This window comes from Bradyrhizobium cosmicum (assembly GCF_007290395.2).
Classification (GTDB): domain Bacteria; phylum Pseudomonadota; class Alphaproteobacteria; order Rhizobiales; family Xanthobacteraceae; genus Bradyrhizobium; species Bradyrhizobium cosmicum.
On the sequence record NZ_CP041656.2, the window covers coordinates 1,202,995 to 1,219,114 of the forward strand.

Sequence of the window (16,120 nt, forward strand, 5' to 3'; positions counted from 1 at the left end):
ACGTCGGCGCTTCCGCGCGCTGCCGTCCCCACGACTTGATCTCGTTCCTCAACAAGGCTAATTAGAGCGTCTCTCAATCAGGATATTCGCACCCATGGATTTTACCCCGACCGCAAAGCCCATCCGCCTTGCTCACGGGGAATTCCATGCCTGCTTCAATCATCCTGTCGAACCTGTCTCTGTTCACGCCTGACGGCCGCGCTCTTCTCTCCGACATCGATCTGACATTCGCTGCCGAGCGAACAGGTCTCGTCGGCCGCAATGGCATCGGGAAGACGACGCTGCTTGCGTCGATGTCCGAGGGGCATGTTCCCCAATCCGGCCGCGTTCTGATCAACGGCACACTCGGCCTGCTGCGGCAGGACGTGCAGATCCTCGAGGGCGCGACCGTGGCCGACCTGTTCGGCGCGCGCCATGCGCTGGAACTGCTGCGCCGGGCCGAGCGGGGTGAGGCGTCTGCCGAGGACATCGCTGCGATCGACTGGACGCTCGAAGTGCGGCTGGAAACTGCCCTGGCGCGTCTCGGGTTTGATCCGACTCCCGATACGGAGCTGTCCCGCCTGTCCGGCGGACAGATCACGCGGGTTCGTCTCGCCGCGCTGGTCTTCACTGAGCCGGACTTTCTGCTCCTGGACGAACCTACCAACAATCTCGATCAGAATGGGCGCAAGGCGGTGATCGATCTCCTCTCCGGCTGGCGCGGCGGCGCGATCGTCGTCAGCCATGATCGGGGCCTGCTCGAAACCATGGACGCGATCGTCGAGCTGACATCGCTTGGCGCAACGCGATACGGCGGCAATTGGAGCAGCTTTCGCGCGCAGAGGGCCGTCGAGCTGGCGGCCGTGAAACATGACCTCGCGCATGCAGAGAGGCATCTCGCCGAGATCGACGGCAAGGCGCAGGAGGCCGCGGAGAGGAAGGCGCGCAAGGACAGCGGCGGCAGGAAGAAACGTGCCAAAGGCGACATGCCGCGCATCCTGGCCGGCGGACGCAAGGACCGCAGCGAGGACACCGGCGGCAAGAATACGCAGATCGCCGAGCGGCGGCGCGCGGAAGCGCTCGATGCTGTCGACACGGCGCGCCGCCGTGTCGAGATTCTTCAACCACTGTCGGCCAAGATGCCCGCGACAAACCTGCCGGCGGGCAGGGAGGTGGTTTGGCTCGAAAGGGTAAGTGCCGGTTATCAACCGGACCGCCCCGTCTTGCACGATCTCTCATTCTCCGTGGTCGGGCCGGAGCGTGTCGCGCTGGTCGGGCCCAACGGTTCAGGCAAGACGACGCTGTTGAAGCTCATCGCGGGCGAGTTACGTCCGCTCTCGGGCATCGTGCGGGTCAGGCCGGACCTCGCGCTGTTCGACCAGAAGATCAGCCTGCTCGATGCCACAATTTCCATTCTGGAAAACTTCCGGCGTCTCAATCCGAAGGCGGGCGCGAACGAATGTCATGCCGCGCTGGCCCGCTTTATGTTTCGCGCGGATGCGGCGTTGCAGACCGTAGGACATTTGAGCGGGGGGCAGATGTTTCGCGCGGGCCTGGCCTGCGTGCTAGGCGGCCCGGCACCTCCGTCCCTGTTGATCCTGGACGAGCCGACCAATCATCTGGACATCGAGTCCATTGAAGCCGTGGAAGCAGGCTTGCAGCTCTACGACGGCGCGCTGCTTGTCGTCAGTCATGATGAAGCGTTCTTGCAGGCGATCGGGGTCACGCGACGGCTCGATCTTGGCGCCGGCGCTCAGAGCCCCGATGGCGGGATCGTCTGATCCCGCCTCGCGGTTCCGATACGACAGCAATCTTTCAAAAACCCGACGCCCTGCCCCCAGCGCGTCGGGTGGAACGTATGAGTATCAGTCCGTGATCCCAACCCGATTGTTGTGACTCGGAGCGCACCAATTGACCACACCGGGAAACTACCGCGTCGGAACCAAGGCTACGACGCTGCGCTGCCGCCAGGTTCCAGCGCCTCGCCCATCTCCAGCGGATGCGCCATGGTCTCGTGCAGCGCGTCGCGGTCGAGCTCGCCTTCGGAGATGCTGATAACGACGCAGGCGACGCCGTTGCCGATCAGATTGGTCAGGGCGCGGCACTCGCTCATGAACTTGTCGATGCCGACCAGGATCGCGATCGACTGGATCGGGATATCCGGCACGATCGAGAGCGTCGCGGCAAGCGTGATGAAGCCGGCACCGGTCACGCCCGAGGCCCCCTTGGAGGTGATCATGGCGATGCCGAGAATGCCGAGCTCCTGCCAGATCGTCAGATGGGTGTTGGTCGCCTGCGCCAGAAACAGCGTTGCCAGCGTCATATAGATGTTCGTGCCGTCGAGGTTGAAGCTGTAGCCGGTCGGGATGACGAGGCCGACCACCGAGCGCGAGGCGCCGAGATGCTCCATCTTCTGGATCATCTGCGGCAGCACCGTCTCCGACGACGAGGTACCGAGCACAATCAAGAGCTCGTCCTTGATGTAGGCGATGAAGCGCAGGATCGAGAAGCCGGCAAGGCGCGCAATCGCGCCGAGCACGATCACCACGAACAGGATGCTGGTCAGATAGAACGTGCCGATCAGGGCGGCGAGGTTGAGCAGCGAGCCGAGACCGTAGGCGCCGACGGTGAAGGCCATCGCGCCGAATGCGCCGATCGGCGCCACGCGCACGATGATGCGGATGATGCCGAAGAACGTCTTTGCGGCCTTGTCGATCGCCTCCGCGATCGGCTCGCCGGCCTTGCCGAGGAAGGCGATGGCGAAGCCGGAGAGGATCGAGACCAGCAAGACCTGCAAGAGGTCGCCGCGCGCAATCGCGCCCACATAGCTGTCGGGAATGATCGCCATCAGATGGGCGACGATGCCGTCTTCGTGGGCCTTGTTGACATAGGTCGCCACCGACTTCGGGTCGATCGTGGCGGGATCGATATTGAAGCCGTTGCCGGGCTGGAGAATCTCGCCGACCAACAGGCCGATCGCGAGCGCCACCGTAGACACCGTCTCGAAATAGATCAGCGACTTCAGACCGACCCGGCCGACCCGCTTGAGATCGCCCATCGAGGAGATGCCGTGTACCACGGTGCAGAAGATGACGGGTGCGATCATCATCTTGATCAGCGCGATGAAGCCGTCGCCGAGCGGCTTCAGCGCCTTGCCGAGATCAGGATAGACATAGCCGATGAGCACCCCGAGCGCGATCGCGATCAGGACCTGGACATAGAGGATCGTGTACCAGGGCTGATGCCGGCGATGGATGGCTGGCTGGATCGCAACTTGTGTCATATCGTAGGCCCCGGAACGCTTTGATTTTGCAGGAATTGACCTTGCATGATTTGCATCATGTGATGGCCGCCGCAGAAGCGACAATCACATTTTTGTCGGAACGCACGAAGATCGGCCGCTGCACCGCAACTGGTCGGCATCCGTCTCTGCAACCGGCATCGGCTGCCGATCATGCCGGTCAGGCGATGGAACCAAAATCCCGGCCCGTTGATGAAATCTCGCGACCTCAAGATGATCTGGAGCCGACCATGCCGCAAACCGATCGTTCACCCCAGTTTCCCTCGCGCCTCATCGGCCAATATGCACTGGTGACCGGTGCATCGCAGGGCATCGGCCGCGCGGTGGCGATTCGCCTCGCCCAGGAGGGCGCGACGGTTGCCATCAATTATTTCGGTCATGTGGAGAGGGCGGAGGAAACGCTCGCGCTCGCACGGAAAGCATCGAGCGATCGCGGCCACATCGGGCTCGATCATGTCGTCGTGCAGGCGGACGTCGCCAACGAGAAGGAAATTGCCGCGATGTTCGAGACGATCCTGGCGCGCTGGAAGCGGCTCGACTGCCTCGTCAACAATGCCGGCTTCCAGGCGGAATCGCCGAGCGAGGCGCTCGACGTCGAAACCTATCGCCGCATCATCGACGTGAACCTCAACGGTGCCGTGCTCTGCGCGCAGAAGGCGCTGGCGCATTTCGTGGCGCGCGGCGCGGGCGGCAGCATCATCAATTGCTCCAGCGTCCACCAGATCATTCCAAAGCCCGGCTATCTCGCTTATTCGATCAGCAAGGGCGGGATGGCCAATCTGACGCGGACGCTGGCGCTGGAGTTCGCTGGCCGGGGCATTCGGGTCAACGCGGTCGGGCCGGGCGCGATCGACACGCCGATCAATGCAGCCTGGACCGACGACCCGAAAAAGCGCGGCGACGTCACGGGTCACATTCCGCTCGGCCGTGTCGGAACGCCGGAAGAGATCGCCGCCGTGTTCGCCTTCCTGGCGTCGGACGATGCGAGCTACATCACCGGGCAGACGATCTACGCCTGCGGAGGCCTGACGCTATTCCCCGAGTTCCGCGAGAACTGGGCGAGCTAGATCAGGGCAAGTTCGAGCGGACAGTTTCAGAAATCTCCCGCGACCAGATCGTAAGAGCCCCTGCTGCCCCGAACATATTTCCGGGCCGCAGCGGCACATATCAGGTCGCGGTGGGAATCGAACGCGTTCAGAAAGCCCGACTCGTTGGGATTGGCGCCCGGCTGGATATGCTTCAATGCGCCCTCATCGATGTAGAACGAGGCCTCGATGGCGCTGTCGTGTCCCCAGAACCGCACGGCTCGTCGGGTCCGGTCATATGAGCGGCTGTGATTTGGAAAATCAATCATGGTTCGGGCCCGATCAGGTTCAGGTGCCAGCGTCGGCTTGGACGAGGCACTTTTGCGGAGGCGACACTCGGCAGATACGTCAAGGACACGGACACTTCGTCGAGATGCGGTTAGGCCCATCCTTGGGAGAGCCGCGCGGCGCAGGGAGACGGCTGCTGCGAGTCGGGTGCGCTACTGGCGACCATGATGCTATAGCCCTGTTCAATGCATATTGTGGCGATTAGTTTCAGCCGGACCTCGTTATTCGGCGAAAGATCACTATATCCGACTTATCATCGCGCGCCCCTCGGCTGTTATCGGTGACTGAGAGCATTGCGCTCCCGCCGTGATCAAGAGGCGGTCGATATGTCGGATTCTCCTGGATACGGTCTTCGCGAGTGGCTCGTACCTCCGGTGCTGCTGCCGGTATTCTTCATGCTGCTGGTTGCCTCTGCGATGCTCATACAATGGTAACCGGTTTCGGCGTGCCGTTGTCGTCGCCGTCGGCTGAATCGGTTAGCTCGTCAGAATTGATCCAGTCGCCGTTGGCTGGCGAACTGAACACCAGGGTGATCGAGGCCCTCGATCGGGCTCGCAAGATGCCGTCGGGAGACGAGCGGACTGCTGCGATGCGCAGGGCCGCGATCCTTGGAAATGCCGCTGAGATCCTCGCATATTTCTCCGTAAAGAAGACGCCCCAGTAGAATGACGATGCAGCGGCCTCCCCTCATTCGTGATGGAAGGTCGCGCGGATTTTGAGTGGCGCGACGCCGGCAGAGCCTGCAAGTGGCAGGCTGGATACGCGGAGACTTCAACGAAAGGACGGTATGTTCAAATTTCTGCAGTATCGCGCTAAGGCAGCCGCGTATGGCGAACTGGCCAAGAGCTCGCCCGGCAAGGATGACACTCGAAAATTCGAGAAACTGCAGGATAGCCTTGCATCGCGTGCGGACAACGAACAGGTCCTCGCGGACCAATACGTGGATGCGGTCAACGCCGGGGAGACGGAGCGATTGCGCGGCGCAGCCCTCGCGGCGGAGGAGGAGCGTGTTTTGCGGTGTCTCGGCGCGGCGGTCATCATGCAGTGGAATTCTCTGCCGACGGCACTTCAGCGGGAGATATTCGATACCGCCGGATCGGTCGGAACATTGTTGGAGACAGCATCGCTCCGTGGGCAGCTCGCCCGGTTCCTTCACAAGCACAGGCATGACGTCGGTTCTCCCAAGGCCTGACGGGCCGTCGTGAAGCCTCGCGATGCGATCCAGCAACAGTCGCGAACAACCAGGTCGCCGGTTCGGTAAGCTCGGGCGAACTCGACCGTACGGTTGATGCTCGCTCGCGTCTCCTGCCCCACATTCACGGCGGCCGTATCCGGCCAACGGTCGGGACAGACCCGACCTCTAGACCTGAGAGCGCAAATGCCTCCTGCGATCGCGAGAGCGATGTTCCCTTTGACCAAATCCGTCGCGGGCGCCACGCTCGTTCATTGCGCCGGGCTCGCTGCCATCGTGACAGGAAGAACGCGGTCGCCATGACGCTTCGCTGGGTAAGTGCAGGCCTCGGGCTCTTGGTTCTAGGGCTGCTGATCCTGGGCGCGGTGACGACGTCTGCGCAACAGACGCCGCCGCAGCCACACCAGGCGGCGCCGCCGCAGCCGCAGGCCGCAGCGAAGCCGGCCAACATCGACCGGAACGGCGTGCTCATGCTGATACGATCGACGCTGCTCGCGCTCGACCACGCCAACAAGACCGGCAATTACACCGTGCTGCGCGACCTCGGCGCGCCCGGGTTTCAGGTCAACACCGCCGCCAAGCTCGCGGAGATCTTCGCCAAGCAGCGCGGCGACAAGCTCGATATCTCCGGTGTCGCCGTCATCGATCCGCAATTGTCGTTGTTGCCGCAGATCGAGCCGAACGGTCTCCTGCACGTGGCGGGATTTTTTCCCTCGGTGCCCTCGCAGGTGAATTTCGAACTGTTGTTCGCGCCGGTCGAAGGACAATGGCGCGTGATCGGCGTGTCGTTGTCGGTCGGTCAGTCTTCGCCGGTCGCACCTCCAGCGCCCGAGGTTCCGCCGGGCAAGGCGGTCGTGTCGCAGAAGCAGGCCGCTCCACCGAAGCCGAGCGTGCCGTCGAAATAGCTCGTGCCGATGCCGTGAGCGAGACTCATCTCCACCCGTCTTCCGCAAGACCGGCACCGCGCGCCAGAGCGAGCTCGTGAAGCTGATTGCGGGTCCCGCGCCGCCGCCGCGGATGTGATCTGGAAAAACCCGCCGGCGCAGACTACATCTGCGCCATGACAAACCCTCCGGTGGCAAACCCTTCGCTCCAGGATTTCGTCGGCCGGCACGAGCGTCTGTTCGTGCTGACCGGTGCCGGGTGCAGCACCAATTCGGGCATTCCCGACTATCGCGACAGTGCCGGCAATTGGAAGCGAACCCAGCCGGTCAACTTCCAGGCCTTCATGGCGGAAGAGCAGACGCGCCAGCGCTACTGGGCGCGCAGCCTGATCGGATGGCGGCGGTTCGGCCAGGCCCGCCCGAACGATGCTCATCATGCGCTCGCGCGCCTCGAGGCCAGCGGTCGGTGTGAGATGCTGCTGACCCAGAACGTCGACCGGCTGCATCAGTCCGCCGGCCACCGGCATGTGATCGACCTGCACGGCCGGCTCGATCTGGTCCGTTGCATGGGTTGCGGCGCCAAGACGCCGCGTAACGAATTCCAGCAGACGCTGGGCCGCGCGAACGCGGAGTGGCTGACGCTCGATGCTGCGGATGCACCGGATGGCGACGCTGATCTCGAGCACGCGGATTTCTCGTCGTTCACAGTGCCGGCCTGCGAGGCCTGCGGCGGCATCCTCAAGCCCGACGTCGTGTTCTTCGGCGAGAACGTTCCGCGCGATGTGGTCGCCACCGCGCAGGACCATCTGTCGCAGGCCGACGCCATGCTGATCGTCGGCTCGTCGCTGATGGTCTATTCCGGCTTCCGCTTCGTGCAGGCGGCCGCGCGCCGGCAGATCCCGATCGCCGCGGTCAACCTCGGACGCACCCGCGCCGACGAACTCCTGACGCTCAAGGTCGAGGACCGTTGCGAAGCTGCGCTCGCCTTCCTGCTCTGAGCTTGGCGCACCGAACTCCTGCTATCGCATAGGTGCCACGCGCTTCACCATCGGCGCCGTCGCTGGTATGAAAATTGCTGCGGTTTTCGCGCAATTGGACGATCAGCCGGAGAATTTGGTATGCTTGAAGGAGCCGAGGTGCGGCTTGCCGTCGATATCGGTGGCACGTTCACCGATATCGTGTTGGACGTGGGTCAGGATCGCAAGACACGCAAGGTGCTGACCACGCCGCAGCGGCCGGAGCAGGCGGTGCTGGACGGGATGCGTCTCATTCTCGCTGATGCGCGTGCACATATCAGCGACATCGACGTCTTCATTCACGGCACGACGCTCGCGACCAACGCCATCATCGAGCGGCGCGGCGCGAAAACGGCGCTGATCGCGACCGAGGGCTTCCGCGATGTGCTCGATATCGGCACCGAGAGCCGCTACGATCAGTATGATCTCACCATCGACAAGCCGAAGCCGCTGGCGCCGCGCAGCCTTCGCTTCACCGTGCCCGAGCGCATCGATGCCCACGGCGCCGTTCGTCTCCCGCTTGACGAAGCCGCAGTGCGTGCGCTCGCTCCGAAGTTGCGCGAACTGAAGGTCGAGGCGGTCGCGATCGCCTTTCTACACTCCTATGCCAATCCCGAGCACGAACGGCGCACCGCCGCGATCCTTGCGGAGGAGATGCCGGGCGTTTCGGTGACAGTGTCTTCGGCCGTTTGTCCGGAAATTCGCGAGTATGAGCGCACATCGACTGCGGTCGCGAACGCCTATGTGCAACCGCTGATCGACGGCTATCTCGCCCGCATGGCGGATGCTTTGCAGGTGGAGCAATACCGCGGCGCCATCTATCTCGTCACCTCCGGCGGCGGCGTCACGTCGATCGAGACGGCGCGGCGCTTTCCGGTGCGACTCGTCGAATCCGGTCCCGCCGGCGGCGCCATTTTCGCTGCGCAGATCGCAGCAAGGCTCGGCGAGAGCAAGGTGCTCTCCTTCGACATGGGCGGCACCACCGCAAAGATCTGCCTGATCGAAAAATACCAGCCCGAAACCTCGCGCGTGTTCGAGGTCGATCGCGCCGCGCGCTTCCTCAAGGGCTCCGGCCTGCCGGTCCGCATTCCCGTGATCGAAATGGTCGAGATCGGCGCCGGCGGCGGCTCGATCGCGCATGTCGACGCAATGAAGCGTGTCACTGTCGGCCCCGAGAGTGCCTCGTCGGAGCCGGGACCTGCCTGCTATGGCCGCGGCGGCCAGCGCCCGGCCGTCACGGATGCGGACGTCGCGCTCGGCATGATCGATCCCGATGCGTTTGCTGGCGGCACGATCAAGCTCGACCCGGAGCTTTCCAAACAGGCGCTGCTGCGCGCTGTTGGCGAGCCGCTGGGCCTGTCGGCGGAGACGGCAGCCTATGCGGTGCACGAGGTCGTCTGCGAGAACATGGCGAGCGCGGCGCGCGTGCATGCGGTCGAGCGTGGTGAGATCGTCGGCCAGCACACGCTGATTGCGTTCGGAGGCGCCGCACCGTTGCACGCGGCGCGTGTCGCCGAGAAGATCGGCGTCTCCCGCGTGATCGTGCCCTCGAATGCCGGCGTCGGTTCGGCCGTCGGATTCCTGGCCGCTCCGATCGCCTATGAGCTGGTGCGCAGCCGCCACGTCCGCCTCGACGATTTCGACACCAAGGCGGTGTCGGACCTGCTTCAAGAGATGGTGACCGAAGCCCGCGCGCTGGTCGAGCCAGGTGCGGCCGGTGCGCCCGTGCGCGAGCGGCGCGCTGCCTTCATGCGCTATGTCGGCCAGGGCCACGAGATCACGATCGAGTTGCCGAACCGCCCGCTGACGACGGCTGATCTCGCCGGCCTGCGCCAGAAGTTCGAGGCGGACTACTCGGCGATGTTCGAGCGGTCGATTCCGGGTGCCGCGATCGAAGTGTTGAGTTGGTCGGTGCTCGCGACCACCGATGCGCGCAATCCCGCCGTTGTTGCTTCCGTCGCGCGCACGCCCGCGGGCAAGGCCTCCGGCAGCCGCAAATTCTTTGACGGCCGCGCGGGAGAGGTGATCGAGATCCCGCTGTATCGCCGCGAGGACATGGCGCCGGGCGCCACGATTGCGGGCCCCGCCGTGATCGCCGAGGACGAAACCTCCACGTTCGTCTCAAACAGTTTCGACGCCCATATCGACGGCGCCGGCAGCATCGTCATGGAACGGAAGGCAGCCTGATCATGAGCAAGGCAAATGGCGCGAGCCTGATCGATCTCCAGATCATGTGGCACCGGCTGATCGCCGTGGTCGAGGAGCAGGCGCAGGTGCTGCTCCGCACCGCCTTCAGCCCGATCGTGCGCGAATGCGGTGACCTCTCGGCCGGCGTGTTCGACCTCGAGGGGCGGATGCTGGCGCAAGCAGTGACGGGCACGCCCGGGCACGTCAACTCGATGGCGGAATCGGTCAAGCACTTCATCGCCCAATTTCCGATCGAGACGATGAAGGAGGGCGATGCCTACATCACCAACGATCCCTGGATGGGCACCGGCCATCTCAACGACTTCGTCGTCACCACGCCCTGCTTCAAGGACGGCAAGCCAGTCGCGCTGTTCTCCTGCACCAGCCATCTCATGGATATCGGCGGCATCGGCTTCGGTCCTGACGCCACCGACGTGTTCATGGAGGGGCTCTACATCCCCATGCTGAAGCTGATCGACCAGGGCGTCGTCAACGAGACGCTGATGGCGATGATCCGCACCAACACGCGGCTGCCGATCGACACCGAGGGCGACACCTATTCGCTCGCCGGCTGCAACGACGTCGGCTGCGAGCGCCTGGTCGAAATGATGACCGAGTTCGAGATCGACACGCTCGACGGGCTCGGCGACTACATCTGCGACCGCTCGCGCGAAGCGGTGTTGGCCGAGATCGCCAAGCTGCCGAAGGGAAGCTGGCACAACACCATGGTCGTCGACGGCTACGATTCGCCGGTGACGCTGGCGGCGACGCTGACGATTTCGGATACCGGCATTCACGTCGATTTCGACGGCACCACGGCCGCCTCGAAGTTCGGCATCAACGTGCCGCTGTCCTACACCACGGCCTACACCGTGTTCGGCCTCGGCTGCGTCGTCGCCTCGCAGATCCCGAACAATGCCGGCTCGCTCTCGCCGCTGACGGTGTCGGCTCCCCCTGGTGCGATCCTCAACGCGCCGAAGCCGGCGCCGGTCGCTTCCCGTCACATCATCGGCCAGATGCTGCCCGACGTCGTGTTCGGCTGCCTGCGCCAGATCATTCCCGAGCGCGTGCCGGCAGAAGGCACCTCGTGCCTGTGGAATCTCAACGTGCGCGGACAGACGCGCTCCGGCGCCGGCGGCAATTACGGATTCTCGATGGCGGTGACCTCCAATGGCGGCACCGGCGCGCGCTTCGGCAAGGACGGCCTGTCGGCCACGGCCTATCCGAGCGGCGTGCGCGGCACGCCGGTCGAGATCGCCGAGACGCAGACGCCGCTGATCTTCTGGCGCAAGGAGCTGCGTCCGGATTCCGGTGGGGCAGGGCGTACCCGCGGGGGTCTTGGCCAAATCATCGAGGTCGGGAGCGGCGTCGATGCGCCGTTCGATATTCTGGCGGCGTTCGATCGCATCGATCATCCGCCGCGCGGCCGCGACGGCGGTAAGAACGGCGAGGCCGGCTATGTCGGCCTGAAATCCGGCAAGAAGTTGCGCGGAAAAGGCTTTCAGCAAGTGCCGCCGGATGATCGTCTCGTCGTGCTGACGCCCGGCGGAGCCGGCATCGGCGCGCCCAGCGAGCGCGATCGCGCGGCGGTCAACGACGACATCGAAAGCGGCCTCGTGTCGGCCGACAACGCGGTTGCAATTTATGGCTATGCGCGGTGACGCGTCAGTGCGTTTGGTAAACGGAGGGGCTCTATGATTACGCGACGAAACTTCACTGCAGGCGCAGCGACGCTGCTCGCCGCCGGCCACATTTCGACCCGCGCGCGGGCCGCGACCGTGAGCTGGGACATGTCGACGGTTTGGCCTGACGGCAATTTCCACACCCAGAACGCGATGGCCTTCGCCGAAGAGCTGAAGAAGCAGAGCGGCGGCTCGATCGCCATCACCGTGAAGGCGGGCGGCCAGCTCGGCTTCAAGGGCCCTGAGCATTTGCGTGCCGTACGCGACGGCCTGGTGCCGCTCGCCGACGTCCTCAACATCCAGCAGGTCGGCGACGAGCCCTTCATGGGCGTCGAGAGCATTCCCTTCCTGTGCGGTTCGATGGACGAACTCAAGGTGCTGCACAAATATGTGCGGCCCGAATACGAGAAGGTCGCCGCGCGCAACAACCAGAAGATCCTCTACATCGTGCCGTGGCCGACGCAGTATCTGCACCTCAAGGTCAAGACCGCCGAGGTCGACGGCCTGAAGAACATCAAGATCCGCGTGCCCGACAAGGGCGCCGTCGACATGCTGGCCGCGATCGGCATGGCGCCGATCATGATTCCCTGGGGCGAGACGATTCCGGCCTTGGCGTCCGGCGCGGTCTCCGGCGTCTCGACCTCCGCGGTGTCGGGCGTCGACGGCAAGTTCTGGGAATTCCTGAAATACGTCTACCCGACCAACCACGTCTGGTCGTCGCAGATGCTCACCGTCAATCTCGATTCCTGGAAGGCGCTCAGCGCCGACCAGCAGAAGCTCGTCGCAGATACGGCGGCGAAGATGGAGCCGGCTTTCTGGGCGAACTCGCTCAAGGCCGACGTCGACAGCCTCAACCGCCTGAAGGAGGGTGGCATGGAGGTGGTGCCGGTCTCGCAGGCGATGATCACGGACATCCGGGCCAAGACCGCGCCGCAACTCGAAGCCTTCCTCAAGCGCGTGCCTGCGGCCGACAAGCCGGTGCGGGCCTATCTCGCCGAAATGAAGCGCTGAGATCAATCATGGTCAGCGTTTCGTCTGCGGCTCCGCAAAGTCTCAACTCAGCGGCGCCAGCGCCGCTGCGCATCCTGCTCGACGGCATCGACCGTCTTGGCCGGCTCGACGGCTGGATCGGCGGCGGCTGCCTGCTCATGCTGACGCTTCTGATGCTGTGCGAGGTCGCAACCCGCTTCCTTTCGAACTTCCTGTCGTTCTTCCCGCCGACGATCTCGATCGCCTGGGAATATTCCTCCTACCTGATGGCGGCGTCTTTCACCTTCGGCGCCGCCATGACGCTGCGCGTCGGCGGCCACATCCGCGTTGTGCTGCTCCTGAAGAACGTTCCACCGCCGTTTCAGCGCGCGCTCGAGATCCTCTCGGCCGCGGCCGGCTTCGCCTTCATGGCCTTCCTGACCTCGTCGATGGGAAAATTCGCCTGGAGCGCCTTCGTGCGTGGTCAGGTCTCGACCTCGAGCGATACGCCACTGTGGTTTCCGCAAGCCGTCGTGACATTCGGCATGCTGCTGCTGACCTTGCAGTTCCTCGCGCGCGCGATCCAGGCCGTGCTCGGCCTGCCGCTGGAGGATCACCGCATGAAAGCCTCGCCCGTCGAATGAACGCCTTTCTCGCTCCCGGATTCAAGATCGCATGACCATCGAAGTCGTCGCCCTGTTCGCGATTCTGTTTGCGCTGCTGGCCTGCGGTGTATGGATCGGCCTCACTCTCGCGCTCACCGCGACGCTGCTGCTCGCGATGTTCCGCTCGATCCCACTCGACAAGCTGCTGCCGCAATACGCCTGGAACATCCTGACCACGCAGGAGTTGCTGGCGCTGCCGCTGTTCATCCTGATGGGCGAGCTGTTGTTTCGCACCAAGCTGTCGCGTTCGCTGTTCCAGGGACTGGCGCCCTGGGCGGGCCTGCTGCCCGGCCGCCTGCTCCATGTGAACGTGATCGGCTGCACCATCTTCGCGGCGATCTCGGGCTCGTCGGCTGCGACCACGCAGGTGATCGGGCGCATGTCGCTCAACGAGCTCACGCGCCGCGGCTATTCCCGCGATATCGCGATCGGCTCGCTCGCCGGCGCCGGCACGCTCGGCTTCCTGATCCCGCCTTCCAACATCATGATCATCTACGGCGTGCTCGGCGACGTCTCGATCCTGAAACTGTTCACGGCCGGCGTCCTGCCGGGCCTGTTGCTGGCCGGCACCTTCATGGGCTGGGTGATGCTGCACACCACGCTCAAGCCGTCCATGGTGCCGGAGGCGGAGGCGAAGCTGTCGCAGGTGCCGTGGGGCGAACGTTTCGCCGCGCTCAAGGACCTCGCGCCGGCGCTGTTCCTGATCGCCTGCGTGCTCGGCTCGATGTATGGCGGGCTCGCAACGCCTTCGGAGGCCGCGGCTGTCGGCGTGCTCGGCGCGGCGCTGGTGGCCTGGGCTCAAGGCTCGATGTCGCAGCAGGTTATGCGCGACGTGCTGATCGGCTCCGTCGTCACCTGCTCGATGATCGCGCTGATCGTGCTTGGCGCCTCGATTCTCGGCAATGCCGCAGCGTTCCTTGGCATCCCTCAGGCGGTGGCCGCCTTCGTCAAGGGGCTCGGCCTGTCGCCCTTCATGCTGATCGTCGTGCTGATCATCTTCTACCTGATCCTCGGCTGCTTCCTCGACGGCTTCTCGATGATCGTGATGACCCTGCCGATCGTGCTGCCGATCGTGAAGGGCGCGGGCTTCGACGAGATCTGGTTCGGCATCTTCCTGGTGCTTGCGGTCGAGATGGCGCAGATCACACCGCCGGTCGGCTTCAACCTGTTCGTGATCCAAGGCCTGACCGACGACGGCCTCGGCTACATCGCGCGCGTCACGATGCCCTATCTCATCATCATGATCGGCTTCGTGCTGCTGCTGACGCTCTGGCCCGGCATCGTCACGATCCTGCCGCGGTTGCTTTACGGATAAGTTCGGCCGACATCGGTTCAAGAGCGTCTTGGCCGGGCTTGTCCCGGCCATCCACGCCTTGGTCTTGGGCACGAAGAACGTGGATGCCCGGGACAAGCCCGGGCATGACGACCGCTCCCTTATGCCGCCGCCTTCTTCCGCGCCTGCTCGGCCTTGTACAGTTCGAACTCCTCCGCGATGGCCTTCGCCACCGACGGCCGCTGGCGCAGGCGCTCGTAATAGGCCTTCACATTCGGCCATTTCGAAAGCTCGATCGGCGGCGTCGCCATTGTCCAGTTGATGACCGTGACGAGATAGGCATCGGCGACGCTGAAATGGTCGAGCAGGAAGTCGCGGCCTTTCAGGTAGTTGTCGAGATAGTCGAGCCGCGACAGGTTCTTCTCCAGCGCATAGGCTTTGGTTTCCTGCGGCGCCTTGCGGTCGAGCAGCGGCAGGAAGAGACCTTTGTGCAGCTCGGTGCCGACGAAGCACAGCCATTGATGCAGCCGCGTCCGATCGATGCCTGCGGGAGCGCCAAGGCCGGATTGCGGAAAACGATCTGCGACATATTGCAGGATCGCCGCGTTCTCGGTCAGCACCGCGCCTTCGTCGGTGCGCAGTGTCGGCACGAGGCCGATCGGATTCACGGTGCGGAAATCGGTGCCGTCGTTCAGCACCGTCTTGGTCGGCGGATCGACTTCGAGATAGTTGGCGTCGGCGCCGGCTTCATAGAGCGCGACGCGCGTCGCCATCGAACAGGCGAGCGGCGAAAAATAAACATCCATCTTGGGCCTCCTGGGACAATTCCTCGATGTGACTTTTGGAGTATCTCAACCTGGCCAGATTGATTTTTGTACTGTCTTGCATAATATATGGCCGGTCAAGGATTAATTTGCGACATGGTACAAAATTCGAAGCCGCCAGTTGCTGCCAATCCGCCTAAACGCCGCGGTCGTCCGCGTGCCTATGAGCCCGAAATTGCGCTCGGCAAGGCGCTCGACCTGTTTCGCGAGCAGGGCTTTGCAGCGACCTCGCTCGACGACCTGAGCGAAGCCACCGGCATGAACCGGCCCAGCCTCTATGGTGCCTTTGGTGACAAGCGCGAGCTCTACATCAAGAGCTACCAGCGCTACCGCGAGGAAGCGCGCGCGGCGATGGTGGAGATCTTTCGCCAGGAGATGCCGGTGCGCCAGCGGCTGGAGCGCATCTTCGCCTCCGCGCTGAATATCTATCTCTCCGGCGAGGCCGGCCCGCGCGGCTGTTTCACGGTGGTGACGGCGGCGTCCGAAGCGGTGGGTGATCCCGAGATCCGCGCGATGGTGCTCGACGGGTTGAACGAACTCGACAAGGCTTTTGCGAGTTGCTTCCGCAAAGCCAAGGAGAAGGGCGAGTTGCCGGAGAGCGCCGATCCCGCCGTGCTGGCGCAGGTCGCATCAGCCACCGTGCACACCATCGCCATCCGCTCGCGCGCGCGTGTCCCGCGGAAAGATCTGGAGGCGATCGTGAAGGGCGCGATCGATGTGATGGTGGGGGCAGGCGTTAAAACCTGAGCTGTCGTCCCGCGCCCGTGCGCAATTG

The 16,120-nt window shown here is 64.0% G+C and carries 14 protein-coding genes; 11 read left to right on the forward strand and 3 right to left on the reverse strand.

What is annotated here, in order from left to right; all coding sequences use genetic code 11:
• Positions 1 to 146: 146 nt before the first annotated feature.
• On the forward strand, positions 147 to 1,760 hold the full coding sequence (locus FNV92_RS05560) for an ABC-F family ATP-binding cassette domain-containing protein (protein ID WP_143841787.1): 1,614 nt from the start codon (positions 147 to 149) through the stop codon (positions 1,758 to 1,760).
• 167 nt (positions 1,761 to 1,927) lie between these two features.
• On the opposite strand, the gene FNV92_RS05565 is transcribed toward FNV92_RS05560, so the two are convergent.
• Complete coding sequence (locus FNV92_RS05565) at positions 1,928 to 3,262, reverse strand: dicarboxylate/amino acid:cation symporter (RefSeq protein ID WP_143841786.1); 1,335 nt, start codon at positions 3,260 to 3,262, stop codon at positions 1,928 to 1,930.
• A gap of 248 nt (positions 3,263 to 3,510) precedes the next feature.
• Between FNV92_RS05565 and FNV92_RS05570 the strand changes: the two genes are divergently transcribed.
• On the forward strand, positions 3,511 to 4,347 hold the full coding sequence (locus FNV92_RS05570) for an SDR family oxidoreductase (RefSeq protein ID WP_143841785.1): 837 nt from the start codon (positions 3,511 to 3,513) through the stop codon (positions 4,345 to 4,347).
• 26 nt (positions 4,348 to 4,373) lie between these two features.
• Here the strand turns inward: FNV92_RS05570 and FNV92_RS05575 are convergent, their stop codons facing one another.
• The gene (locus FNV92_RS05575; RefSeq protein ID WP_014439765.1) at positions 4,374 to 4,583 is read right to left on the reverse strand and encodes a DUF1488 family protein; all 210 of its coding nucleotides are present in this window, start codon (positions 4,581 to 4,583) and stop codon (positions 4,374 to 4,376) included.
• 857 nt (positions 4,584 to 5,440) lie between these two features.
• Between FNV92_RS05575 and FNV92_RS05580 the strand changes: the two genes are divergently transcribed.
• The 8 genes from FNV92_RS05580 (at position 5,441) to FNV92_RS05615 (ending at position 14,563) form a co-directional block, all read left to right on the forward strand.
• Positions 5,441 to 5,845, forward strand: coding sequence for a hypothetical protein (locus tag FNV92_RS05580; RefSeq protein WP_143841783.1), 405 nt, complete (start codon positions 5,441 to 5,443; stop codon positions 5,843 to 5,845).
• 299 nt (positions 5,846 to 6,144) lie between these two features.
• A complete protein-coding gene (locus FNV92_RS05585) occupies positions 6,145 to 6,750 on the forward strand; it encodes a hypothetical protein (RefSeq protein ID WP_143841782.1) in 606 nt (201 codons plus the stop codon).
• Between the two features lie 155 nt (positions 6,751 to 6,905).
• Positions 6,906 to 7,727, forward strand: coding sequence for an NAD-dependent protein deacetylase (locus FNV92_RS05590; protein ID WP_143841781.1), 822 nt, complete (start codon positions 6,906 to 6,908; stop codon positions 7,725 to 7,727).
• A 120-nt stretch (positions 7,728 to 7,847) separates the two neighbouring features.
• A complete protein-coding gene (locus FNV92_RS05595; protein WP_143841780.1) occupies positions 7,848 to 9,932 on the forward strand; it encodes a hydantoinase/oxoprolinase family protein in 2,085 nt (694 codons plus the stop codon).
• 2 nt (positions 9,933 to 9,934) lie between these two features.
• Complete coding sequence (locus tag FNV92_RS05600; protein WP_143841779.1) at positions 9,935 to 11,593, forward strand: hydantoinase B/oxoprolinase family protein; 1,659 nt, start codon at positions 9,935 to 9,937, stop codon at positions 11,591 to 11,593.
• Positions 11,594 to 11,626: 33 nt separating this feature from the next.
• Positions 11,627 to 12,625, forward strand: coding sequence for a TRAP transporter substrate-binding protein (locus tag FNV92_RS05605; RefSeq protein WP_143841778.1), 999 nt, complete (start codon positions 11,627 to 11,629; stop codon positions 12,623 to 12,625).
• Between the two features lie 8 nt (positions 12,626 to 12,633).
• Positions 12,634 to 13,227 carry a TRAP transporter small permease subunit gene (locus tag FNV92_RS05610; protein ID WP_143841777.1) on the forward strand — a complete coding sequence of 198 codons (594 nt, stop codon included), beginning with the start codon at positions 12,634 to 12,636 and terminating at the stop codon, positions 13,225 to 13,227.
• A gap of 31 nt (positions 13,228 to 13,258) precedes the next feature.
• On the forward strand, positions 13,259 to 14,563 hold the full coding sequence (locus FNV92_RS05615) for a TRAP transporter large permease (protein WP_143841776.1): 1,305 nt from the start codon (positions 13,259 to 13,261) through the stop codon (positions 14,561 to 14,563).
• Positions 14,564 to 14,682: 119 nt separating this feature from the next.
• Here FNV92_RS05615 and FNV92_RS05620 read toward each other — a convergent pair whose 3' ends face one another.
• Entirely contained in the window at positions 14,683 to 15,327 is a 645-nt protein-coding gene (locus tag FNV92_RS05620) for a glutathione binding-like protein (RefSeq protein WP_143841775.1), read from the reverse strand.
• A 114-nt stretch (positions 15,328 to 15,441) separates the two neighbouring features.
• On the opposite strand from FNV92_RS05620, the gene FNV92_RS05625 reads away from it, so the two are divergent.
• Positions 15,442 to 16,092, forward strand: coding sequence for a TetR/AcrR family transcriptional regulator (locus tag FNV92_RS05625; RefSeq protein ID WP_143841774.1), 651 nt, complete (start codon positions 15,442 to 15,444; stop codon positions 16,090 to 16,092).
• Positions 16,093 to 16,120: the final 28 nt, after the last annotated feature.